Here is a 22,245-nt window from a genome sequence, read left to right on the forward strand (position 1 = left end):
TATGCGTTCCGGCTTCCTCTCGATCTTGATCCCCAAACCGTCTGGCAGGGCTGCGCCGCCATCGCCGGTTGCGCCGGATGCGTGGGCGGGCTTGATGGTGGCTGCGCAAGGCGGGCATGGCGGCGCCTATCGCCGTCTGCTGGGCGAAATCTCGCTCTGGCTGGAGCGTTATTTCCGGCGGCGGTTGCCACCCGGCGAGGTCGATGATGCGGTGCAGGAAACGCTGCTGGCGGTGCATCGGCGGCGCCATACCTATGATCCGGCCTATCCTCTGGGGCCCTGGCTGGCCGCGATCGCCAAGCGCAAATGGATCGATCAGCTGCGCACGCTTGGCCGCCGCCCGACCGAGGAATTGCCGGACAACCTTTCCGTCGCAGATCATGAGGCAGCGGTGACGAGCGCCTCGGTTCTGGCCAGCCTGCTCGGCCAGCTCAAACCGGCGCAGGCGCAGGCTATCCTGCTGGTCAAGGTGCAGGGCTACAGCATCGAGGAGGCGTCCCGCGCCACGGGCCTCTCCCTCTCCGCCGTCAAGATGAACATTCACCGCGGGCTCGCCAGCCTGACGGCTTTTATCGAGAAGACCTCCGATGTTGAGTGATGCCGATGTTGAGTGACGCCCTGATCCTCGATCTCTCCGCCAATCTTGCGCCGGTGCGCCGCCGCCGCCCTTCGCGTGAGATTGCCCTGCTGCTTGCGCTGGGCGGGGGCGAACTGGCGCTGCTGCTGGGGCTGGGCCTGATGCGGCCCGATATGGGGCGGATGATCGCGACCCCCTATATGCTGTGGAAGCTGTGCGGTCTTGCGCTGCTGGCCGGTGCGGCCTGCATAGGCGCCATTCGCTCCTTCGCGCCCACGGTGCGGCCCCGTGCGGGATTGATGGTGGTGTTTGCCTTGGCGGTGGCGATGATGATCGCGGGTGCTTTCGTGACGCCGGGCCATTATGGCGGGCAGACATGGCTCGATCGCCTTGCGCCTTTGCAGGGCATGCTCTGCTCCACCTCGATCGTCGTGCTGTCGCTGCCGCTTATGGCGATGCTGTCGGTGCTGATGCATCGCGGGGCGCCCACGCATCCGCAAGGCAGCGCGCTGGCCTCGGGCCTTGCCGCCATCACATTGGGCGCCTTCATCTTTGCCTTCTGCTGCCGGGTCAATGATCCGCTCTATATCGCTGTCTGGTACTCGGTGGCCTGCGCCGTGGTGACCAGCATGGCCCGTTGGCTGCTGCCAAGGCGTTTCCGTCTCTAACCCCTGATCGCCTGCGGCGCGCTGCGCCGACCCTCCATCCCACTGTGGCCACCTGGATTTCCGGGAAGGGAGTCCTGCGCCCTCGACATGCCTGAAAGGACGTTACGATGAACACCCTCGACACACCCCGCCCGGACCAAAGCTGGCTCAAGCGCTATTATGCCCTGCGCTTTGGCGTTTCCACGGCATGGGTCGTTCTGGCCTTTACTGTTGCCCGCACCGCGCCGATGCTGGCAGCGATCATGCTGATCGCCTATCCGGCCTGGGATGCCGTGGCCAACTATGTGGATGCCAGCCGCAGCGGCGGGCTGGCGCGCAACAAAAGCCAGATGCTGAATTTCATCGTCAGCCTTGTCACGGCTGTGGCGGTTGCTCTGGCGCTGCGGCAGGGCATGCATGCGGTGCTGGGCGTGTTTGGCGTCTGGGCGGTGCTGTCCGGCCTGTTCCAGCTTGTGACGGCGCTGCGCCGCCGCAAGGCCTATGGCGCGCAATGGGCGATGATCCTGAGCGGCGCCCAGTCCGGTCTGGCCGGCGCGCATATGCTGGGCAAGGCCGCCGGTGTGCTGCCCGCAGGCATTGCCGATATCGCCCCCTATGCCGCTTTCGGTGCGTTTTATTTCCTCGTGTCCGCGCTCTGGCTGACCATCAGCGATGTGCGCCACAACGCAAAGATGCGGGCCGCCTGAGCGATGCTGCAACCGGAACGGTGACGCCCTCTTTTGGTTCGGCGGCGTCAACGTTCTGCGCTTTGGCCTTTTGAATGCGGCATGGGAGGGCTTGAAGAGCAAGGATAAGGGAGCGCGACATTGAGCGATCGCGAATGGATGGCCTATGATGTCGTTGTCGTGGGTGGTGGCCCGGCGGGGCTGTCAGCGGCGATCCGGCTCAAGCAGCTGGCCCGCGATGCCGGGAGCGAGATCACCATCTGCCTGCTGGAAAAGGGCGCGGAAATCGGCGCGCATATCCTGTCAGGCGCGGTGATCGATCCGCGCGCGCTGGAGGAGCTGTTCCCGCAATGGCGTGAGATGGATTGCCCGCTGGCGCAGGGTCCCGTGACCGACAACCGCCATTGGTGGCTGACGGCCAGGAGCAAATTCGCCATCCCTCACGCGCTGACGCCGCGCTGGATGCACAATGAGGGCACCTACACCGGATCGCTGGGCAATCTGTGCCGCTGGCTGGCGGCTCAGGCTGAGGAGTTGGGGGTCGAGATCTTCCCCGGCTTTGCCGCCGCCGAGGTGCTCTATCATCCCGATGGCAGCGTGAAAGGCGTGGCGACCGGCGATATGGGCATCGGCCGTGATGGCCAGCGCCGCCCGGACTATCAGCCGGGGATGGAATTGCATGCCCGCTACACGCTGTTCGCCGAAGGGGCGCGAGGCCATCTGACCAGGCAGGTGAAGCAGCGCTATGCTCTGGAGGCCGATTGCGAGCCGCAGGTCTATGGGCTGGGCATGAAGGAATTGTGGGAGATCGATCCGGCGAAACATCGCCCCGGTCTTGTGCTTCACACGCAGGGCTGGCCGCTCAGCGATGCCTATGGCGGGGGCTTTCTCTACCATCAGGCGGACCATCAGGTGGCTTTGGGTTTTGTGGTGGGGCTGGGCTATCGCAATCCCCATCTCTCGCCTTTCGATGAGTTCCAGCGCTGGAAGCAGCATCCCGAGATCCGCAGCTTTCTGGAAGGCGGGCGGCGCATTTCCTATGGCGCGCGGGCGATCAATGAAGGCGGCTGGCAGGCGATCCCCAGGCTGGCGTTCCCGGGCGGCGCGCTGATCGGCTGCGCGGCGGGTTTCGTCAATGTGCCGCGCATCAAGGGCACGCATACGGCGATGAAATCGGGCATGCTGGCGGCGGAAAGCGCCTTCGAGGCCTTGCAGGACCCGCAGGCTGACAGCACGCTGGCCCGGTATGAGACCCGCCTGCGATCCAGCTGGATCGCGCAGGAGCTTCAGCTTGTCCGCAATGCCGAACCTTTGCTGGCGCGCTTCGGCGCGGTGCTGGGCACGCTGGCGGCAGGGATCGATATGTGGATGCGCACGCTGGGTATTGGCCTGCCTTTCACCATGCGCCATCACCCCGATCATGCGCAGCTGGCGCGCAAGGATGCTTTCCCCAAGATCGCCTATCCCAAGCCGGATGGGGTGATCAGCTTCGACCGGCTCAGTTCCGTGTTCCTCTCCAGCACCAACCATGAGGAGGATCAGCCGGTCCATCTGAAGCTGGCCGATGCGTCCGTGCCGATTGCCCGCAATCTGCCGCTCTTTGACGAACCGGCTCAGCGCTATTGCCCGGCCGGTGTCTATGAGGTGCTGGGGCAGGAGGAAGGATTGCCACGCTTCCAGATCAACGCCCAGAACTGCCTGCATTGCAAGACTTGCGACATCAAGGACCCCGCGCAGAACATCACCTGGGTGACGCCGGAGGGCGGCGGCGGCCCCAACTATCCGAATATGTAAGCCGCTATGCCTACGGTTTTTCCTTCCTGTTTCGCGCTGTTTCAGGATGCCTCATCACGTCGCGAGAAGGCGCTGTATTTCGCCGATCCGCAGCAGATCATCACAGCCCATACCGTCGATGAGGTGCGTCCCGCGCTGGATCGCCTGCGCGAAGCGGCAGGGCGCGGCCAGTGGTGTGCTGGCGCTTTGGCCTATGAGGCGGGCTATGCGCTGGAAGGCAGGCTGAAGGGGGTTGCCTATCGGCCTTCCTCGCAGCCGCTGATGTGGTTTGGTGTTTTTGAAGGGCCCCGCCCCGAAGGGCCTCCCCCCCTATCGCCAGAGGCGCAAGATCTGGCCCTGTCCCCTTCCATCACGCGCAAAGCCTATCTTGAGGCCATCGAGCGCGTTCTCGACTATATCCGGCAAGGCGACATCTATCAGATGAACCTGACGTTTCAGGCGCAGCTGGGGAAGGTCCTCTCGCCGGAAGGGCTCTATGGCGCGTTTCAGGCGCGGCAGGCGGCGCGCTATGGCGGTTTGCTGGCCACCGGAGCGCAGACATTCGCCAGCTTCTCGCCAGAGCTGTTCTTCGAACTGCAGGGCGGGCGCATCACCACCCGCCCGATGAAGGGCACGGCGCCGCGCTTCCCCGATGCCGTTGCCGACCGGCAGGCCGCCGAGGCTCTGGCGCGCGACGCCAAGAACCGCGCGGAAAATCTGATGATCGTTGATCTGATGCGCAACGATGTCACCCGCATTGCCGCGCCCGGCAGCGTGCGGGTGGACCGCCTGTTCGAGATCGAGACCTTTCCCACCCTGCATCAGATGACCTCCACCGTCTCGGCGGCGCTGCGCGAGGGGCTCGATGCTGTGGATGTGATCGAGGCGCTGTTTCCCTGTGGCTCGATCACCGGCGCGCCCAAGATCCGGGCGATGGAATTGATCCGCACCATCGAACCTGCTGCGCGCGGGCTCTACACCGGCAGCATGGGCTGGATTGCGCCATCGGGCGATGCGCGTTTCAATGTCGCCATCCGCACGATTGCCATCGGGCCTGATGGCCATGCCTCGATCGGCTTGGGATCAGGCGTGGTGGCAGACAGCAAGGGGCCGGACGAATGGCAGGAATGTCTGTTGAAAGCGCACTTCCTCTCACGCCCCCAATCCTGATATCGGCTTGATCGCCAAGGGAAGAAGGTGAGGGTGGTTGCGTGATAACTCTGTTCGATCTGGTCGGGCTCGTGGGCGTGGCGGCCTATGTCACCGCCTATGCCCAGCTGCAGCTGGGACGCATGAGCAGCGACAACACCGGCTATCTGGCGCTCAATGCGTTGGGGGCCTTGCTGCTGCTGGTATCGCTTTTTGCCAATTTCAACCTGTCGTCCTTTGTAACGCAGGTGCTGTGGCTGGGCTTTACCATCTTCGGCTTTCTCCGCGCCCGCAGGCCGGGCAGGCGAGCCTAGGCCTCGACCACCACATCACCCAGAGGCCGGGAGCAGCAGGCCAGAATATAGCCTTCCTCCACCTCTTCATCGAGGATGCCGCCATTGTGGGCCATCGTCACCTCGCCTGACAGTTTCAACGTTTTGCAGGTGCCGCAAATGCCGGACTCGCAGGCGGCGGGAATGCGCACGCCTGCCGCGCGGGCGGCTTCCAGAATGGTCTGCCCGGCCTGACAGGCACCCGTGACACCCGACAGGGTGAAATCGACCGCGGCGCTGTCCCCGGCCTCCGCCGCCGGTGCGTCAGGCATTGGTTGGACGGAGGCGCTGGCGGGCGTATCGCCAAAGCTCTCCTGATGATAATGCGCCATATCGAAACCGGCATCGCGCAGCAGGCTCTGCACCAGACTCATAAAGGCGTCGGGGCCGCAGCAGAAGACTTCGCGCTGCATCACATCGGGCACCAGCATTGGCAGCAGCGCTGCGTCAAGGCGTCCGCGATGCCCCGGCCAGCTTTCCTGCAGCGAGCGGTTCTTCACCAGAATGCTCAGCGCCAGTTGGGGCATGCTGCGGCCCAGCAGCTCCAGCTCGCGGCGGAAGATGATCTCCTCAGGCGCGCGGGCGCAGGTGACGAAGGCGATGTCGGCGCCCGGCGCGCAATCGGCGAACCAGCGCAGCATCGACATCATCGGCGTCACCCCCGATCCCGCCGAGATGAAGAGATACTGGCGTGCCTCATGGCCGATATGGGTGAAATGGCCGGTGGGGCCATAGGCCTTGATCCGGCTGCCGGGGCGCAGGTTCTCAAACATCCAGCGCGTGCCCACGCTCTCGGCCTGCGCCTTCACCGTCACCGCGATGGACAAAGGGCGCGATGGCGAGGACGACAGCGTATAGGTCCGCAGCAGCTGCCCGCCGGGCGCGGGCAGCTCCAGCGTGACGAACTGCCCCGGCTTATACTGGAACAGCGTATCCGCGTCCGACCGGAAGGTGAAGGTCTTCACATCGGGCGCCTCATCCGTGACGGCGATCACCTCCAGCAGCTGGAGGCGATCGTTCCACGGCTTCATCGCGGCATAAGACAGGATCGGTTCGGCCAATGCCACACTCATGCCCTTACGCCACCTGACGCAGCGTCTTGGGGGCGCTGCCCTGCAGGCGCGGCTCGATAAAGCTGGCGTACCAGTCCACGAACTGCTGCACGCCGCCCTCGTGGAGCTGCGAATAGGGGCCGGGCTCATAGGCGGGCGAGCGAATGCCCAGCGCGTTTTCCTCGACGATACGGCGGTCCTGATCGTTGGTCTGCATCCAGACGTGAGTCAGGTCCTCAAGGTTGTAATCCACCCCCTCCACGGCATCCTTGTGGACCAGCCACTTGGAGGTGACGGCGGTTTCATTGGGCCCGATCGGCGTCACGCGGAAGGTGACGGCGTGATCGACCAGCACATGGTTCCAGGTGGTGGGATAGTGGAACAGCATCAGCGCACCGATCTTCTCGGCGGTGACAGCATCGGAGAGCGGACGCGACACGGCGCGCTTGCCGGTCATGGTGTAGCTTTCGGCCTCGCGCAGCAGCGGCGCGCGGATGGCGCGGAACTGGCCGCTGTCATGGATCTGGAAACGGGCGGGCAGACCGGCCTGTTCGCAGTGGTCCCAGTGGGCAGCCATCTGGGGATCTTCGCCGCCGCCGCTCACGCCGGTGACATTGGGCGCTTCGTCATAGGTCTTGCACAGTTCGGGGTGGCTGCCCGCGCAATGGTAGCATTCGCGGTTGTTTTCCCAGACCAGCTTCCAGTTGCCCTTTTCCACGATGGTGGATTCGAAGGCGACCTTGGCATCGGCCAGATTGTGGGGCGCGAAATAGGGCTCCATCAGGCTGCGGAAGGGCTGGAAATCGACCGGCTCGTCGGCCAGACAGATGAAGATGTATCCCGCCACGCTGTTGCAGGCGATGGGCTTGAGCGCATGGTCGGAGACATCGAAGCCCTCGCCCATCTGGCGCGCGAAGGCCAGCTTGCCGTCCAGATTGTAGGTCCATTGGTGATAGGGGCAGACCAGCTTGGCGGCGGTGCCCTTGGGCTGGTTGCACACGCGGCTACCGCGATGGCGGCAGGAGTTGTGGAAGGCGCGGATCTCGCCCTCGCGGTCGCGCAGCACCACGATGGGATAGGCGCCGATCTGCAGCGTGAGATAGCTCCCCGCTTTGGGCAATTCGCACGTGTGCCCGGCAAAGAGCCAGTCGCGATACCAGATCAGCTCCATATCGAGGTCGAAGAAGGCCTGATCGGTGTAGAAGGGTTGGGGCAGGGAATAGCCGGGCTTGCGGCCACGGATCAGATTGAGCATCTCACTGCGCAGGTCCATGATCTTGTCCTTTGTTCGATCCGGACCCGCCCGGCGGCAACCTTGCGGTCCATCGCGCCAAAACGGGAGTCCAGACATCCTTCTCGGTCTTTTGTGTCGATCTGTTTTGAGCCGGTTTGCTGCTGCCTTTGGGGCTTTGTGCAAGGTCCGGGGCCAATCGCGACAGTCTTTCTCCATTCACAGGGCTATCGCAACGGCCTGTCCAGCCAATAGGACGATTGCGCCATGCATGGCGCCATATGCGACATGCCCTATTGCGGCCAGCTGACATCCACCTCCACATGATCCAGCACGCCGCGTACCGGGGCATTGGGCTTGCGGATCACCACCCGGGCTTGCATCACCCGCGCGAAACCCTCGCACAGGGATTTGGCGATATCGAGCGCCAGCGCCTCAATGAGGAAACGGCGGCGGCCCGAGACGATGCGTTCGATCTCCTGAAAGACCGCTCCGTAATCGACCGTATCGGCGATCTCATCCTCCTCCAGCCCGCGCAGGGCATCGACCTGCAGCTCGACATCGACATGGAAGCGCTGCCCCAGCGCCTTTTCCTCGTCGAACACGCCGTGATTGGCGAAAAAGCAGCAGTTCTTCAGTCGGATGACATACATGGCGGGGCGTGCCTGAAGGCGATCCGGCGCGCAGGCCCCGGATCGCGTGAGGGTGAGGGCGGTCAGCTCTTGGGCTTCAGGTTCTGGGGGTCATAGAGCGGCTTGTAACCGACCGAGGCGACCTCCACCGGATAGATCTCGCCGAAATATTCGACCTGAAGCGCGCGGCCTTCTTGGGCATAAGCCCAGGGCAGATAGGCCAGAGCGATGTTCTTGCCGATGGTCGGCCCGAAGGCCACCGAGGAGGTGTAGGACCGGCGGCCCAGCTCATCGACCAGCGTTTCGCCCGTTTCCGGATCCATCACCGGCATGATGCCGACGGGATAGCGCTTCACCCCCGTGCTGTCGGTGTGCTCCGTGAAGACCAGCGTGCAAAGCTTGGCGGGCTGATGCTCCCGCGCGCGATGCTCCAGATGCTTGGCCTTGCCGCGGAAATCGGCCTCCTTGGCCTTGGGGCGGGCCAGATCGGCTTCCAGCAGATTGTAATGCGTCAGCAGATCGGCGTTCTGCAGGCGCAGGCTCTTTTCCATGCGGCGCGAGTTGGCATAGGTTTCCACACCCACCGCCGTCACCCCGGTCGAGCGCAGCGCGTCCCAGACGGCCAGACCGTCCTCGTAGCGCATATGCAGTTCCCAGCCCTGTTCGCCGACATAGGAGATGCGGAAGGCCGTGACGTCCTTGCCCGCGATGCGCAGCGGGCGGATCGCCGCGAAGGGGAAGTTTTCCAGCGACAGCGCCTCGGGGTCTTCCACCACCTTCTGCAGATTGACGCGGGCGTTCGGGCCCCAGATGCCGACCGTCACATACTGCTCGGTCACATCGGTGACGGTCACGTCCAGCCCGCGATCCTGCGCCACGCGGCGCATGTAATTCACATCGCGCGGGCCGGCATCGGCGCCGTTCACCAGACGGCAGCGGTCGGCCATGCGGAAAACGGTGAAGTCGGCGCGGACATTGCCTTCGTCATCAAGGAAATGGGTGTAGACGCCCTTGCCGATGGTGGCATCCCCACCGACCTTCGCCGCGCAGAGCCATTCCATCAGCGCCACATGATCGGGCCCCTCGATGTCGGTGATGTGGAAGTGCGAGAGGTTGATGAGGCCGCAATCGGCGCTCATCTCCAGCTGCTCGGCGTTGGAGACGCGCCAGAAATGGCGGTTGTCCCACTCGTTTTCGCGGACCGGCACCTGATCCTTGTACTTTTCCAGCAGATGCTCGTTGGCGGCATAGCCATGGGCGCGTTCCCAACCGCCCAGCTCCATGAAATGGGCGCCCAGCTCCACCTCGCGCTCATAGAAGGGCGAGCGGCGGATGCCACGGCCCCCGGCGAAGGGCTCGCGCGGGTGGACGGGGGGATTGTAGATCTTCTGCGCCGTTTCGAAGCAGCGCTCCTCGATGTACTTCGCCTCAAGCTGGAAAGGGTTGAAGCGGCTGTAATCGATGCTGGCATGATCGATGGAGGTGCGCCCATCGGTCATCCAGTCGGCCACCAGCTTGCCCATGCCCGGGCCGTCCTTCACCCAGATGCCCACGGCATACCACAGGCCACGCACCTTCTGGCTCTCGCCGATCGAGGGGCCGCCATCGGTGGTGGTCTGCAGCAGGCCGTTGAAGGAATGGCCCTCATTGTAGCCCAGCTCGCCCAGGATCGGGGTCAGCTCGATGGCGCGTTCCAGCGGTTCGAGGATCTGGTCCATCTCCAGATCGCGCTGCGAAGGAGAGAGGCGGGCAAATTCCTTTTCCAGAATTTCGCGCGGGTGAACCAGACGGGGTTCGGTCTCCTCGTAATAGCCCCATTCGATCTGGCCGCCCTCGGTGGTCTTCGGGTCGCCGGTGTCGCGCATATAGGCCGAATTGCCCTGATCGCGCAGCAGCGGGAAGCCGATGTCCTTGCCGGTGTTCTCGAACTCCTTGTAGGGGCCGAAGAAGGTCAGCGGATGGTCGACCGGGAAGACCGGCAGATCCTCACCCGCCATCTCCGCGATCAGGCGGCCCCACAGGCCGGTGCAGACCACGACATAATCGGCCATGATGGTGCCGCGCGTGGTCTCCACGCCCTTGATGCGCCCGTCTTCGATGATCAGCGAGAGCGCCGAGGTGTTGGCATAGACCTTCAGCTTGCCCGCATCGACCGCCTGATCGACCAGCTTGCCCGCCACCGTCTGCGAACGCGGCACGACCAGACCGGCATCGGGGTCCCACAACCCGCCCTGCACGAGGTCTTCCTCGATCAGCGGGAATTTGGCCTTGATCTCGGCGGGGTCAATCAGCTTGGCGCGCGTGCCGAAGGCCTTGCCCGAGGCGACCTTGCGCTTGATCTCATCCATGCGCTGGTCGTCGCCGACGCGGGCGACCTCGATGCCGCCGATGCGCGAATAATGGCCCATCTTCTCGAAGAAATCGATCGAGTAGAGCGTGGTCCAGGTGGTGAGGTAATCATGGCTGGTGGCGTAGCAGAAGTCCGAGGCATGGGCGGTCGAGCCGATGTCGGTGGGCACGCCGGACTTGTCGATGCCGACGATGTCGTCCCAGCCGCGCGCGATCAGATGATGGGCGACCGAAGCGCCCACGATGCCGCCGATGCCAACGATGGCGACACGCGCCTTTGCGGGAAATGTTGCCATGGAAAATCCTTTCATAAAAGTGTTGCGGGCCTCTGGGGGCAGGGGCTCAGCGCAGATCGGGATCGGGCAGGCCCGCGCGGCGGTGCGCGGCCAGCAGGGCATTGTGCATCAGCGTCATGATCGTCATCGGGCCGACGCCGCCCGGCACCGGGGTGATGGCGCCCGCGCGCTCTTTCGCGACGGCGAAGTCCACATCGCCCACCAGCACCTTGCGCCCATCGCGGACGATACGGCTGGTGCCGACATCGATCACCGTGGCGCCCGGCTTGATCCAGTCGCCCTTGATCATTTCGGCGCTGCCGACAGCGGCGACGACGATATCGGCCTGAGCGACCTTGGCGGCCAGATCGCGCGTGCGCGAATGGGCGATGGTCACGGTGGCGTTGCGTGAGAGCAGCAGCTGCGCCATCGGCTTGCCCACCAGAATGGAGCGGCCCACCACGATGGCGTCCAGCCCGGAGAGCGAGCCCAGCTGCGCCTCCAGCAGCATCAGGCAGCCCAGCGGCGTGCAGGAGACGAGCCCCGGCAGGCCCGAAGCCAGCAACCCGGCGCTGATCGGATGCAGCCCGTCGACATCCTTGGCCGGGTCGATCGCCTCGATCACCGGCAGCGAGTCGAGATGGCCGGGCAGGGGCAGTTGCACCAGAATGCCGTCCACGCTCTCATCGGCGTTGAGCTGTGCCACCAGCGCCAGCAGTTCTTCCTGACTGGCACTTTCGGGCAGCACATGTTCGAAGCTTTCCATGCCCAGCTGGCGGGCCATCTTGCCCTTGCTGCGGACATAGACTTCGCTGGCCGGATCGCTGCCGACCAGCACCACGGCCAGACCGGGACGCCGACCGGTGGCGGCGGTGAAAGCCGGAATGGCGCGGGCAATCCGCTCCCCCAGACCTTGCGAGAAGGCCTTGCCGTCGATGATGTTGCCGCCAATGATGTTGTCGTTTGTGATTTTGGCTGTCATCGCACATCCATTCCCAAAGAGCGTTTCGGTGTTGCTCAGCCCGCGCCGGGTTGTGACTGAGGAGCGCGGCGCGGGCTGAACCTGCCGATCAGGGCGTGAAGACCACCGTGCGATGGCTGTTGAGCATCACCCGCCCTTCCAGATGGCTCTTGACCGCGCGGGCCAGCACGCGGCTTTCGGTGTCGCGGCCCGTCGCCACGAAATCCTCGCTGGTCAGGCTGTGGCTGACGCGCTGGGTTTCCTGCTCGATGATCGGGCCCTCATCCAGATCGGGGGTGACGTAATGGGCGGTCGCGCCGATCAGCTTGACGCCGCGCGCATGGGCCTGATGATAAGGCTTGGCGCCCTTGAAGCTGGGCAGGAAGGAATGGTGGATGTTGATCACCATGCCAAACAGCTTTTCCGACAGATCGTTCGAGAGCACCTGCATATAGCGGGCCAGCACCACCAGCTCCGCGCCCGTGTCCTGCACCAGCTTCAGCAGCTTGGCCTCCTGCTCGGCCTTGTTCTCCTTGTTGACCGGCCAGTGGTGGAAGGGGATGCCCTCGATGTCGGCGGCCTTGCGGGCGTCTTCGTGGTTGGAGACGATGGCGGCCACTTCGGCGTTCAGCCAGCCCACCTTGATCTGATAGAGCAGGTGATGCATCGCATGGTCGAACTTCGAGACCATGATGATGATCCGGGGCTTCTTGGCCACATCGGTGACCTTGAGGTTCAGGTCGAAACGGTCGACCGAGGGCTTGAGCGCCAGCTCGATATCGTCGCGCGTCACCTCGGGGGGCACGATGACGGCGATGCGCAGGAAGAAATGATCGGCTTGTCGGTCCCAGAACTGGTTCGATTCCAGAATGTTGGCGCCCCGGGCGGCCAACGCCGTGGTCACCGCCGCCACGATGCCGGGTTGGTCGGCGCAACTCAGCCGCACGATGTAGGATGTGTCACTCATGATGATGCCTCTCCCGGAGGTCTGGCGTTACAGGGAAAGCTGCTGTTCGAAGGCGGGGACCAGCTCGAAGAGGTCGCCCACCAGCCCGTAGTCGGCGACCTGGAAGATCGGCGCATCCGGGTCCTTGTTGATCGCGACGATGACCTTGGCGTCCTTCATCCCCGCCAGATGCTGGATCGCCCCCGAGATGCCGCAGGCGACATAGAGATCGGGCGCAATGATCTTGCCGGTCTGGCCCACCTGCCAGTCATTGGGCGCATAGCCCGCATCGACCGCCGCACGTGAGGCGCCCACGGCGGCCCCGAGCCGGTCGGCCAGCGGCAGGATCGTGTCGCGGAAGCTTTGTTCGGAGCCCAATGCGCGTCCCCCCGAAACCACCAGCCGGGCCGAGGCCAGTTCGGGCCTTTCGCTGACGGCAAAGCGGTTTTCCTTGAAGGCCGACAGGCCAGAGGCGGGCGATGCGCCGATGTCCTCGATGGGCGCTGCCGCATTGCCATGGGGGGCAGGGGCGAAACCGGCGGTGCGCACGGTGATGACCCTGGTGTTATCGCTGCTCTGCACGGTCTGCACCGCATTACCGGCATAGATCGGGCGCTTGAACGTATCGGGCGCAACCACGGCAATGATCTCAGACACCTGCATCACGTCGAGCAGGGCGGCGACACGGGGCAGGATGCTCTTGCCGGTGGTGGTCGCCGCAGCGACGATGTTGGTGTAGCCGGAGGCCAGAGAGAGCAGCAGCGCACTGGCCGGTTCGGCGAGGTGATGTTCGAGATCGTCGCTCTGGGCGAGCAGCACCTTGCGGATGCCTTGCAGATGCGCGGCAGCCTCGGCCACGGCTTGCGCCGCCTTGCCGATGACCAGAACATCGACCTCGGCGCCGATCTGGAGCGCTGCCGTCAGCGCGCGGGCGGTCTGTTCGGACAGGACCGCATTGTCATGTTCCGCGAGAAGAAGGGTGGACATGATGAGAAACTCCCGGAAAAATCAGAGCACGGCGGCTTCGGTCTTGAGCTTGCCGACCAGTTCGCCAATGTCGCTGAGCTTGATGCCGGCCTTGCGCGCAGCCGGCTCCTCGGTGGCGATGACCGTCAGGCGGGGGCGGATCGCGACGCCGTAATCGGCGGGGGCCTTTTCCTCGATCGGCTTTTTCTTGGCCTTCATGATGCTGGGTAGCGAGGCATAGCGCGGCTCGTTCAGCCGCAGATCGACCGTGACGATGCTGGGCAGCGTGACCTCGATCACCTGCAAGCCGCCGTCGACTTCACGCGTGACCTCCGCCTTGTCGCCGGACAGGCTGATGTGCGAGGCGAAGGTGGCCTGCGACCAGCCCAGCAGGGCCGAAAGCATCTGGCCGGTCTGGTTGCAATCATCGTCGATGGCCTGCTTGCCCAGCAGGACGAGGCGGGGCTGTTCAGCCTCGATCACGCCCTTCAGCAGTCGGGCGACATCGAGTGGCTCGACGGCCTCATCGGTCTTGATCAGGATGGCGCGGTCGGCGCCCATGGCCAGGGCATGGCGCAGCACATCCTGAGCCTGCGCAGGCCCGACGGAGACGGCGATGATCTCCTCGACCAGACCCGCTTCCTTCAGCCGCACGGCTTCCTCGGTGGCGATTTCGTCGAAGGGGTTGATGGACATTTTGACATTCGCCAGATCCACGCCCGAACCGTCGCTTTTGACGCGGATCTTGACGTTGAAATCCACGACTCGTTTCACCGGCACCAGGACTTTCATGACCTCATCCTCTCAGGTTTTCGGGCGAGCGGCGGCGCGCGGATGACCTGCACCGGCGGGCGTGCTGCCCATCGGCCGATTGCGATCGCTCTTCCCGTTTTCCCTTGTCTGCCCGGTGCGGGGGTTCCGGCCGGACAGACGGTTTCCTTATGCTTTTGCTGCGATCTCCCCGGGCTCTTGCAAAGGGCCGGAGCGCCTTGGTCGGGGCTCCGGCTCAGGTGCAGGATGCTGCGGGGTGTCCATCAGCAGACGAACTATTGCGTCGCATCCGTCCCGGCGAAAAGAATGATTGCGTCAAATCACACCCATCTCTACGACATCGGGCAGAAAATAATGGAGAGTGATGCATGGATTTGTCGCGCAATGAGTCGCGTCCCGGCCTCCAGTCAACCCTTGCAGCAGCAGCGCGGCATCGAGCAGGCGGCCCCCGCCTTTCGATCGGGTTTATCCTGACCAAGCGCTTCACTTTGTGTGCTTTTGCCAATTTCGTCGATGTGCTGCGACTGGCCGCCGATGAGGGGGATCGCAGCCGCCATATTCTGTGCGAATGGACGATCGTATCGGATACGATGCGCGCGATTCCCTCCAGCTCGGGCATCGCCATTCAGCCCGATGAGCGGTTGGGCGATCCGCGTCGCTTCGATTACATCGTGGTGGTCGGCGGGCTGATCGATGAGATCGAGGATTTCGGCAGCGATTACATCGCCTATCTGCAACAGGCAGCGGCGCTTGGTGTCCCTCTGGTGGGGGTATGCGGGGGCGCTTTCCTGCTGCATCTGGCCGGGGTGCTCAAGGGCTACAAATGCTGCGTGAGCTGGTTTCATCACCGCGATTTTCTGGAGCAGTTCGAAGGGCTTGACCCGGTGTCCGACCAGATTTTCATCGTCGATCGCGACCGGCTGACCTGTTCGGGCGGCGCGAGTTCGGCGCATCTGGCGGCCTATCTGGTTGAGAAGCATATCGGGCGCGCGCAGGCCAGCAAGAGCCTGCACATCATGATCATTGATGATGCCTTGGCCGGCGAAAAACCGCAGCCGGGCATTCCGCTCGATCTCAAGGCGCAGGACCCCATCGTTCAGCGCGCCCTGCTGATCACCCAGCAGAACATCGAAACGCCGCTCTCCGTGGCCGAGATCGCCACCCGCATGGGCAAGAGCAAGAGGCAGCTTGAAAGGCGCTTCCAGACGGCGCTGGGCGTGTCGCCTCAGGTGGCCTTCATGGATGTGCGCCTGTCCTTCGTGAAGCATTTTCTGGAGACCACGGACCGCTCGATCACGGCCATCGCCGTGGAATGCGGTTTTTGCGATTCATCGCATATGAGCCGGATGTTTCGCCGCCGTTTCGGCCATTCGCCTGTAGAGGCGCGCATGCAGGCGGGCAAATCCGGGCCGGTGGCAGCGCCCCGGATCGAGGAGGTGGCCGCGATCCCCGTGGCTTGATAGTTCGGCCCGGCTAGCTGCCGGGCTGACCGTCAGAAGTAATAGCCCATCAGCACCAGGACGGCGGATTTGAGCCGGTTGTCTCCCCCTTGCGCCGCGCCCGAGACATATTGCCCTGCGCCCACATAGGGATCGTTGCGGCCCACCATCAGTTCGGACCACACGCGCACATGGCCATGGGCCTTGTCGGTCCAGAAAGCGCCCAGCGTCAGGCGTTCGCTGTCGGCGAAGCCGGCCTGTTGTTTCAGAAAGCGGGCGTAATTGGCATAGAGGCTCAGCTTGACCGGCAGCTTGCCGGTGTCGATCTGGCGGCCCACCTCACCGAACAGCATCGTGCCTCTGGTGGCGATGTTGAAGGAGGAATCGTAATCGCCCACTGCGATCAGATCGTTGCGGATGGGATTGCGCGCATCGATATCCTGTCGCGCGGCCAGCAGCTTGGCATGCCAGGCGCCCTGTTCGAGCTTGGCGCTCAGTGCGAAAGCGCGGCGGGTGCCGTCCTGCCCGGTGTCGAAATTATGGATGGTTGAAAACCAGCCTGATCCCATCAGCGTCAGCGTCGCGCCCTGCGGGGTGGTGGTGCGATAGTTGACACGCCCTACCACCATATTGCGCTCGGTGTTGTGCGAGGCGGCAGGCAGGTAGCTGTCACCCTTGACGAAATTGACGGAAAAGCGGGCACTGTCCTCGCTGATGCCGAAAGCATTGGCGGCCGTTGTCGGAAAGTAACCGACATCGAAGCCGACATGCTTGCCTTGATGGGACACTGTTACGCCCATGTTGTAGACTTCTTCCAGCCCATAGACGAAGCCAAGGCTGTTGAAGAAGGCCGATCCCCACCAGCGTTCATCGAAAGGAACCGGTTGCAGCCCGACAGTGACTTTGTCACGCGGACTCAGCTTGGCGCCGACATAGGCATACATGGGAAAGCTGATCTCGCCGGGGTAGTTCTTGTAGCCGCTGGCCCGGCCATAGATGAAGCTGCCGCCATAGAAGCGATATTGTGCCGAACCGAAGATCACCGATGAATCGTAATCGGCGGTGAGAAGCAGCGTGTCGAAAGAGAGATGCGAGGATGTGTCTTTCTGGCCCTGTCCATTCACATCGTTGAAGCGCAGATCGTAGCGTGCCCGGATCGCGCCGCCCAGCTTGAGTTTGCCCTTTGGGGGCGATGCCTCGATGGCGGCGGGCGGATCAGGAGGGGGCTGCGCATCGCTGCTTGCCTCGCTTTGGGGTGGGACAGGGGGCAGTGTGTCGACCGCTCCGTCAGGCAGCACAGCTGCACCGGCCAACGCCGCCAGCAGCAGGGCGATCATGCCGGCCTCCAGCGCAGGATCGCGTGATGCATGGGCACGGGAACAGGCCCCGCGCCGGTCGGTAGGGATGCCATGCGTGAAATCCTCTCTGGGTTGGCGCGTTGCCGGGCTCTTCTGGCCGGTTGCGCTCTATCGGTGATGGCGTTTTGAGGCGGCGGCCCTCACCGCCGCCTCAACGCTTCAGGCTTCTGCCAGTCCGTGGCCGTGTTCGGGGGCTCTGGCCAGCAGGCTGGTCTGCTGGGCCGCCGATAGGGCCAGATAGCGCTCGAACTGGAGCAGAATATCGGCAATCAGCTGATCCTGAGACAGGCCCATCACATCATAGCCCCGGCTGCCGTCCGAGAAGTAGGTGCGTGCCTCATGGCGCTGGTGGGTGGTGATGCCATCGACGCGTGAGAACACCTCTTCAGTCTGACTGGTCGTACGCAGCCCATAGAGGAAACCGCGACGCCCGGCATCGGCTGAGGCCAGCCACAGCAGCCCGTCCTCGCGTGCCACGGTGGCGGGGCGCCCGCGCTGGGTCAGTTCCCGGGCCACGGCCTGAAGCGCCGGCTCGGCGGTCTGGACGATGAACTGGGCGATGTCGCGCTCGCCCGGCCTTTGCAGGGCCAGCGCAAGGCGGGATTGCCATGGCAGTTCGGTCACGGGATGCTGCGGCGCGCGGCTCTGATGCGTGTTATATTGCGCCATATCCGCGGCCATACCCTTGAACAGGCCGAAGATCAGCACCAGCATTACCATGGCAAAGGGCAGGGCCGCGATGATCGTTGCTGCCTTGAGCGCGGCCAGACCGCCAGCGATCAGCAGGATGATCGTCACCAGCGCTTCCAGCACGCACCAGAACAGGCGCTGCAGCAGAGTGGTCTGCGTCTTGCCGCCCGATCCGATGATGTCCATCACCAGTGAGCCCGAGCTTTGCGAGGAGATGAAGAAAATCGCCACCATGAAGATCGCCAGACCCGTGGTGGCGGTGGAGAATGGCAGATACTGGAAGAATTTGAACAGGGCGATCGAGACATTGCCCGTCACCGCTTGTGAGATCGCGCCCGCCGCCACGCCATGGTCGAGGAACAGGGCGGTGTTGCCGAAGACTGTCATCCACATGAAGGTGAAGGCGCTGGGCAGCAGCAGCACGGCCAGAATGAATTCGCGCACCGTGCGCCCGCGTGAGATGCGCGCGATGAACATGCCCACGAAAGGCGCCCAGGATACCCACCACGCCCAGTAGAACAGCGTCCAGGCGTTGATCCAGGGGGTGGGCTCATAGGCATAGATGTTGAAGGTGCGCGGCACGAAGGTGACCAGATAAAGCCCGAGGTTCTGCACCAGATCGCGCATCAGCTGGACCGTGGGGCCCGCCAGCAGCACGAAAAGCATCAGCCCCAGTGCGAGCAGAATGTTCAGTTCGCTCAGCCGCTTGATGCCTTTCGACAGGCCCGAGAGCACCGAGATCGTCGCCACGGTGGAAATGGCGATGATCAGCCCTACCTGAATGGGGATACTCATCGGCACGCCCAACAGATAGTTCAGCCCGCCATTGACCTGCTGCACGCCCAGCCCCAGCGAGGTCGCCAGACCGAAGACCGTGCAGCAGATCGCGAAAATATCGACCACATCGCCGATCCGCCCATAGATCTTGTCCTTCAGCAGCGGATAGAGGCCCGAACGGATCGTCAGCGGCAGATTGTAGCGATAGCCGAAATAGGCCAGCGACAGGCCGACCACCGAATAGATCGACCAGGCATGAATGCCCCAGTGGAAGAAGGTGATGCTCATCGCCTCCTTCTGCGCGGCGATGCTCTGCGCCGGGGCATCGGGAGGCGTGGTGTAATGCATGATCGGCTCGGCTACGGCGTAATACATCAGGCCGATACCCTTGCCGGCCGCGAACAGCATCGCCACCCAAGAGGCGAAGCGGAAATCGGGCTCGCAATCGTCGGGCCCCAGCTTCAGGCTGCCATAGCGGCTGAAGCACAGCACCGTGGCCGAAAGCAGGAAGATGCCCACCGCCAGCAGATAGAACCAGCCCACCTCGGCCAGCACCTGCTTCTCCACGATGGAGAGGAAGGCCTCGGCCTGATGCGGCAGGAAGGCGCCGACGCCCAGCAGGGCCAGAATGACCCCCACAGCGCCGTAAAACACCGGCGGATTGATGACGAATTTGACCATGCACCTCTCTCCCCGAGAGACTGTTGTTTTATCCTGTGATGGCGCCGAAGCGGGGTAAAAGCGAGCCGTTCCAGCCCCGCTTCCGCCCCGCGCCGGGCATCAGGCGGCCAGCAGCCCGTGCGGGTCGAGCACAAATTTCGTCGCAGCGCCCTGATCGAAGGCTGCATAGCCCTGAGCGGCCTCCTCCAGCGCGATGACCTTGGCGTTGACGATGTCGGCAATGGGCAGGCGGTCGTAGAGGATCGCCTGCATCAGCTGGCGGTTGTATTTCAGCACCGGCGTCTGCCCGGTGTGGAAGGATTGCGCCTTGGCCCAGCCCAGCCCGAAACGCAGCGAAAGACTGCCCTGTTTGGCCGCCTGATCGAACGCGCCGGGGTCCTCCGTCACATAGAGGCCGGGAATGCCGATGGCCCCTGCCGCACGGGTGATCTCCATCATCTGGTTGAGCACGATGGCGGGCTGCTCGCCGCCGGTGTGGCCGCGTGCCTCGAAGCCCACGGCGTCGATGGCGCTGTCCACCTCATTGGTGCCCACGACATGGGCGATCAGATCGCCCAGCCGGTCGCTTTGCGACAGATCGATGGGTTCGAAACCGACGCGGGCAGCATGGGCCAGCCGGTCCTTGTTGAAATCACCGACCATAACCACCGCCGCGCCCAGAATGCGCGCCGAGGCCGCCGCCGCCAGGCCGACCGGGCCCGCGCCTGCCACATAGACCGTGGAGCCCACGCCCACGCCCGCCATCATCGCGCCATGGAAGCCGGTGGGCAGAATGTCGGACAGCATGGTGATGTCGCGAATTTTTGCCATGGCCCGGTCGCGGTCGGGCAGTTTCAGCAGGTTGAAATCGGCATAGGGCACCATGACATAACGCGCCTGCCCGCCGATCCAGCCGCCCATATCGACATAGCCATAGGCGCCGCCCGCCCGCTCGGGATTGACGGTGAGGCACACGCCCGTGTCCTGCGATTTGCAGGTGCGGCAGCGCCCGCAGGCCACGTTAAAGGGGACCGACACGATGTCGCCGATCTCCAGCATTTCGACGTCGCTGCCCTTTTCCACCACCTCGCCGGTGATCTCATGGCCCAGCACCAGACCGGCGGGCGCCGTTGTGCGCCCGCGCACCATATGCTGGTCCGACCCGCAGATGTTGGTGGTGATGACCTTGAGGATCACGCCATGATCGATGCGGCGGCCATTGGGAGCCTCCAGCCGGGGATCGTCGATATCGCGGACTTCAACCTTGCCGGGCTCGACGTAGACGACGCCTCTGTTCTTGCTCATCGTGATGGTCCTCTCTTCGCCGATGGTCGCGGGATCAGCCCGTAGCCCGTTCTTGAGGGGCCGACTCGTTCGGCATGGCGAGAGATCAGCATGGCGGAGGCCCCCGCCACCATTAGAACTGCGACATCCATGATGACGGATGCGCCAGCGCGGTGATGTTCGGCGCGAAAATCCTAGGCCCGGAGGCTCAGCTCACTCTTTTTTACAAACCAGCCCGGCCTGCGCTTCACGCGGGCGGCCTGCTTGATGGGTATGGCTGGTATGGCGGAGACAGAGCCCCGGCGCCGCTCCAGCGCGTGCAGCACGATGGCATGTGCCTTGCCGCCCACCGCCATGCGCGACAGCACCAGCAGAGACAGCATGCTGCCGAGCATCGGCATGCCCAGCGCCATGATCTTGAAGGTGAGGATCATCGCCGGGGTCTGGACGGTGCCCGGCACATAGCCCATCCGGGCCAGAACCCAGCCGATTGCGCCGGTCGATGCCGCCGCGCTGGCCTTGACCGTCACCAGCACCAGCGCGACCATCGCGGCCTCGCGCCTTTCGCCATGGCGGAATTCAGCGAAGTCGATCACGTCGGCCAGAATGCCCCAGGGGAACATATAGACGCCCGCAAGACCTGCCCCCAGCAGCACCGTTAACCCGATCAGCAGCCCCTTGTCACTGCCCGCCAGAGCGAAGAGCAGCAGCGCCACCATCGTCACGCCGTGGCTGGCCATCAGCAGTCTGGTCTTGTCGGCAAAGCGCACCAGCCATGTCCAGAGCAGCGCGCCGGGAAACTGGCCCAGCGTAAGGGCCAGCAGCAGAGGCTCGGCCAGATCGGCGCGCCCATAGCCATAGGTGGTAAGATAGATCGCCGTGCGCGCGAACATGGGCATCACAAAGCCGGTGATCACGCCGATGGCCACCATGGCCGCGACCAGCCCGTCAGGCTTGGGGAAGAGGATGAGCGGCGCGGGCCGGATGTTGGCTCTGCGAGGCGGTAGGCGGTCGCTGTGCGAGGCCGCAGCGGCAATCCAGAGCGTGGCGCAGGCAAGGGCGGCTCCGCCCACGCCCAGCAAAGCGAGTGTACCCATCCTGCCATGATGCGCCGCCGACATCACGGCCGGGGCCAGCAAGGTGACCGAGGCCAGGCTGGACAGCGTGCTGAAGAGGGTGCGATAGCCCGAGACCCTGCCGCGTGACCGGCTGTCCGGCGCGACGCGCGCCAGCAGGCTGTTGTGCGGCACGTCGATGATGGCATAGGCGCCCCGGAAGGTGAGCAGGATCAGCCCGAGCAGCCACAGATCGCGCAGCCCCGTCCAGGGAAAGGCATAGATCGCGGCAAAGCCCAGAGCGCAGGGCAGGGCGCCCAGCACGATCATCTTGCGATAGCCAAAGCCTCTTTCCCGCGCTTGCCCGGTGATGGCGCCGGCCAGAATATCGAAGATCAGATCGCCGACAAAGACCATCGTCATCAGCATGCCGACCAGCGCGGGCCGGATGTCGAGCAGGTCGGTGAGCATAAAGAGCAGCGTCAGATCGACCCCGCCCAGCACCAGATTTTTCCCGAAATTGGCCGAGGAATAGCCGATCAGCTGCAATTCGTGCCGCCAGCCGCCCATGTGCGGGGCTCGCGAGGATCGGGCGGCAAACGTGTCGGGCGAGGTCATGAGCGGTGGGCCAAGGG

Annotated in this window: 19 protein-coding genes; 7 read left to right on the forward strand and 12 right to left on the reverse strand. The window is 64.1% G+C overall.

What is annotated here, in order from left to right:
* Positions 1-94 precede the first annotated feature (94 nt).
* The 6 genes from HGK27_RS29390 to HGK27_RS29415 all read left to right on the forward strand — a co-directional run bounded on the left by HGK27_RS29390 (position 95) and on the right by HGK27_RS29415 (position 5,146).
* On the forward strand, positions 95-598 hold the full coding sequence (locus tag HGK27_RS29390; protein ID WP_241127595.1) for a sigma-70 family RNA polymerase sigma factor: 504 nt from the start codon (positions 95-97) through the stop codon (positions 596-598).
* A 5-nt stretch (positions 599-603) separates the two neighbouring features.
* Positions 604-1,245, forward strand: a complete 642-nt coding sequence (locus HGK27_RS29395) for an NrsF family protein (RefSeq protein ID WP_206244323.1) — start codon at positions 604-606, stop codon at positions 1,243-1,245.
* Positions 1,246-1,352: 107 nt separating this feature from the next.
* The gene (locus tag HGK27_RS29400; protein ID WP_206244324.1) at positions 1,353-1,931 is read left to right on the forward strand and encodes a DUF308 domain-containing protein; all 579 of its coding nucleotides are present in this window, start codon (positions 1,353-1,355) and stop codon (positions 1,929-1,931) included.
* Positions 1,932-2,051: 120 nt separating this feature from the next.
* The gene (locus HGK27_RS29405) at positions 2,052-3,704 is read left to right on the forward strand and encodes an electron transfer flavoprotein-ubiquinone oxidoreductase (RefSeq protein WP_206244325.1); all 1,653 of its coding nucleotides are present in this window, start codon (positions 2,052-2,054) and stop codon (positions 3,702-3,704) included.
* Positions 3,705-3,710: 6 nt separating this feature from the next.
* Positions 3,711-4,853, forward strand: coding sequence for an aminodeoxychorismate synthase component I (pabB, locus tag HGK27_RS29410; RefSeq protein ID WP_206244326.1), 1,143 nt, complete (start codon positions 3,711-3,713; stop codon positions 4,851-4,853).
* A gap of 41 nt (positions 4,854-4,894) precedes the next feature.
* Positions 4,895-5,146 (forward strand): CBU_0592 family membrane protein, encoded by a 252-nt coding sequence (locus HGK27_RS29415; protein WP_241127598.1) that lies wholly within the window; start codon positions 4,895-4,897, stop codon positions 5,144-5,146.
* Here the strand turns inward: HGK27_RS29415 and HGK27_RS29420 are convergent.
* The 8 genes from HGK27_RS29420 to HGK27_RS29455 all read right to left on the reverse strand — a co-directional run bounded on the left by HGK27_RS29420 (position 5,143) and on the right by HGK27_RS29455 (position 14,368).
* Positions 5,143-6,237, reverse strand: a complete 1,095-nt coding sequence (locus HGK27_RS29420) for a hybrid-cluster NAD(P)-dependent oxidoreductase (protein WP_241127600.1) — start codon at positions 6,235-6,237, stop codon at positions 5,143-5,145. The two genes, HGK27_RS29415 and HGK27_RS29420, sit on opposite strands and share 4 nt — an antisense overlap.
* 4 nt (positions 6,238-6,241) lie before the next feature.
* A complete protein-coding gene (locus HGK27_RS29425; RefSeq protein WP_206244327.1) occupies positions 6,242-7,489 on the reverse strand; it encodes an aromatic ring-hydroxylating oxygenase subunit alpha in 1,248 nt (415 codons plus the stop codon).
* Between the two features lie 251 nt (positions 7,490-7,740).
* Entirely contained in the window at positions 7,741-8,100 is a 360-nt protein-coding gene (folB, locus tag HGK27_RS29430) for a dihydroneopterin aldolase (protein WP_206244328.1), read from the reverse strand.
* 62 nt (positions 8,101-8,162) lie between these two features.
* Positions 8,163-10,724 (reverse strand): GcvT family protein, encoded by a 2,562-nt coding sequence (locus tag HGK27_RS29435; protein WP_206244329.1) that lies wholly within the window; start codon positions 10,722-10,724, stop codon positions 8,163-8,165.
* A gap of 46 nt (positions 10,725-10,770) precedes the next feature.
* Positions 10,771-11,685 carry a bifunctional methylenetetrahydrofolate dehydrogenase/methenyltetrahydrofolate cyclohydrolase FolD gene (folD, locus tag HGK27_RS29440; RefSeq protein ID WP_206244330.1) on the reverse strand — a complete coding sequence of 305 codons (915 nt, stop codon included), beginning with the start codon at positions 11,683-11,685 and terminating at the stop codon, positions 10,771-10,773.
* Positions 11,686-11,773: 88 nt separating this feature from the next.
* Entirely contained in the window at positions 11,774-12,631 is an 858-nt protein-coding gene (purU, locus tag HGK27_RS29445) for a formyltetrahydrofolate deformylase (RefSeq protein ID WP_206244331.1), read from the reverse strand.
* A gap of 27 nt (positions 12,632-12,658) precedes the next feature.
* Positions 12,659-13,597 carry an electron transfer flavoprotein subunit alpha/FixB family protein gene (locus tag HGK27_RS29450; protein WP_206244332.1) on the reverse strand — a complete coding sequence of 313 codons (939 nt, stop codon included), beginning with the start codon at positions 13,595-13,597 and terminating at the stop codon, positions 12,659-12,661.
* A 21-nt stretch (positions 13,598-13,618) separates the two neighbouring features.
* The gene (locus HGK27_RS29455; protein ID WP_206244333.1) at positions 13,619-14,368 is read right to left on the reverse strand and encodes an electron transfer flavoprotein subunit beta/FixA family protein; all 750 of its coding nucleotides are present in this window, start codon (positions 14,366-14,368) and stop codon (positions 13,619-13,621) included.
* A 347-nt stretch (positions 14,369-14,715) separates the two neighbouring features.
* On the opposite strand from HGK27_RS29455, the gene HGK27_RS29460 reads away from it, so the two are divergent.
* Positions 14,716-15,807 (forward strand): GlxA family transcriptional regulator, encoded by a 1,092-nt coding sequence (locus HGK27_RS29460; protein WP_206244334.1) that lies wholly within the window; start codon positions 14,716-14,718, stop codon positions 15,805-15,807.
* A gap of 32 nt (positions 15,808-15,839) precedes the next feature.
* Here HGK27_RS29460 and HGK27_RS29465 read toward each other — a convergent pair whose 3' ends face one another.
* The 4 genes from HGK27_RS29465 to HGK27_RS29480 form a co-directional block, all read right to left on the reverse strand.
* Entirely contained in the window at positions 15,840-17,123 is a 1,284-nt protein-coding gene (locus tag HGK27_RS29465) for a hypothetical protein (protein WP_241127601.1), read from the reverse strand.
* Positions 17,124-17,303: 180 nt separating this feature from the next.
* Entirely contained in the window at positions 17,304-19,292 is a 1,989-nt protein-coding gene (locus HGK27_RS29470) for a BCCT family transporter (protein ID WP_206244335.1), read from the reverse strand.
* 99 nt (positions 19,293-19,391) lie between these two features.
* Positions 19,392-20,576 (reverse strand): formaldehyde dehydrogenase, glutathione-independent, encoded by a 1,185-nt coding sequence (fdhA, locus tag HGK27_RS29475; protein WP_206244336.1) that lies wholly within the window; start codon positions 20,574-20,576, stop codon positions 19,392-19,394.
* A 173-nt stretch (positions 20,577-20,749) separates the two neighbouring features.
* Positions 20,750-22,228, reverse strand: a complete 1,479-nt coding sequence (locus HGK27_RS29480; protein ID WP_206244337.1) for an MFS transporter — start codon at positions 22,226-22,228, stop codon at positions 20,750-20,752.
* Positions 22,229-22,245 lie beyond the last annotated feature (17 nt).

The sequence above is a fragment of the Novosphingobium terrae genome, from assembly GCF_017163935.1.
GTDB lineage: Bacteria > Pseudomonadota > Alphaproteobacteria > Sphingomonadales > Sphingomonadaceae > Novosphingobium > Novosphingobium terrae.

What these genes read in the sequence shown, in the direction of transcription:
- HGK27_RS29390 (WP_241127595.1), top strand. Translation starts at nt 95, where the DNA reads ATGGTGGCTGCGCAAGGCGGGCATGGCGGCGCCTATCGCCGTCTGCTG.
- HGK27_RS29395 (WP_206244323.1), top strand. Translation starts at nt 604, where the DNA reads ATGTTGAGTGACGCCCTGATCCTCGATCTCTCCGCCAATCTTGCGCCG.
- HGK27_RS29400 (WP_206244324.1), top strand. Translation starts at nt 1,353, where the DNA reads ATGAACACCCTCGACACACCCCGCCCGGACCAAAGCTGGCTCAAGCGC.
- pabB (WP_206244326.1), top strand. Translation starts at nt 3,711, where the DNA reads ATGCCTACGGTTTTTCCTTCCTGTTTCGCGCTGTTTCAGGATGCCTCA.
- HGK27_RS29420 (WP_241127600.1), bottom strand. Translation starts at nt 6,237, where the DNA reads ATGAGTGTGGCATTGGCCGAACCGATCCTGTCTTATGCCGCGATGAAG.
- HGK27_RS29425 (WP_206244327.1), bottom strand. Translation starts at nt 7,489, where the DNA reads ATGGACCTGCGCAGTGAGATGCTCAATCTGATCCGTGGCCGCAAGCCC.
- folB (WP_206244328.1), bottom strand. Translation starts at nt 8,100, where the DNA reads ATGTATGTCATCCGACTGAAGAACTGCTGCTTTTTCGCCAATCACGGC.
- HGK27_RS29435 (WP_206244329.1), bottom strand. Translation starts at nt 10,724, where the DNA reads ATGGCAACATTTCCCGCAAAGGCGCGTGTCGCCATCGTTGGCATCGGC.
- folD (WP_206244330.1), bottom strand. Translation starts at nt 11,685, where the DNA reads ATGACAGCCAAAATCACAAACGACAACATCATTGGCGGCAACATCATC.
- purU (WP_206244331.1), bottom strand. Translation starts at nt 12,631, where the DNA reads ATGAGTGACACATCCTACATCGTGCGGCTGAGTTGCGCCGACCAACCC.
- HGK27_RS29450 (WP_206244332.1), bottom strand. Translation starts at nt 13,597, where the DNA reads ATGTCCACCCTTCTTCTCGCGGAACATGACAATGCGGTCCTGTCCGAA.
- HGK27_RS29455 (WP_206244333.1), bottom strand. Translation starts at nt 14,368, where the DNA reads ATGAAAGTCCTGGTGCCGGTGAAACGAGTCGTGGATTTCAACGTCAAG.
- HGK27_RS29460 (WP_206244334.1), top strand. Translation starts at nt 14,716, where the DNA reads ATGGATTTGTCGCGCAATGAGTCGCGTCCCGGCCTCCAGTCAACCCTT.
- HGK27_RS29465 (WP_241127601.1), bottom strand. Translation starts at nt 17,123, where the DNA reads ATGATCGCCCTGCTGCTGGCGGCGTTGGCCGGTGCAGCTGTGCTGCCT.
- HGK27_RS29470 (WP_206244335.1), bottom strand. Translation starts at nt 19,292, where the DNA reads ATGGTCAAATTCGTCATCAATCCGCCGGTGTTTTACGGCGCTGTGGGG.
- fdhA (WP_206244336.1), bottom strand. Translation starts at nt 20,576, where the DNA reads ATGAGCAAGAACAGAGGCGTCGTCTACGTCGAGCCCGGCAAGGTTGAA.
- HGK27_RS29480 (WP_206244337.1), bottom strand. Translation starts at nt 22,228, where the DNA reads ATGACCTCGCCCGACACGTTTGCCGCCCGATCCTCGCGAGCCCCGCAC.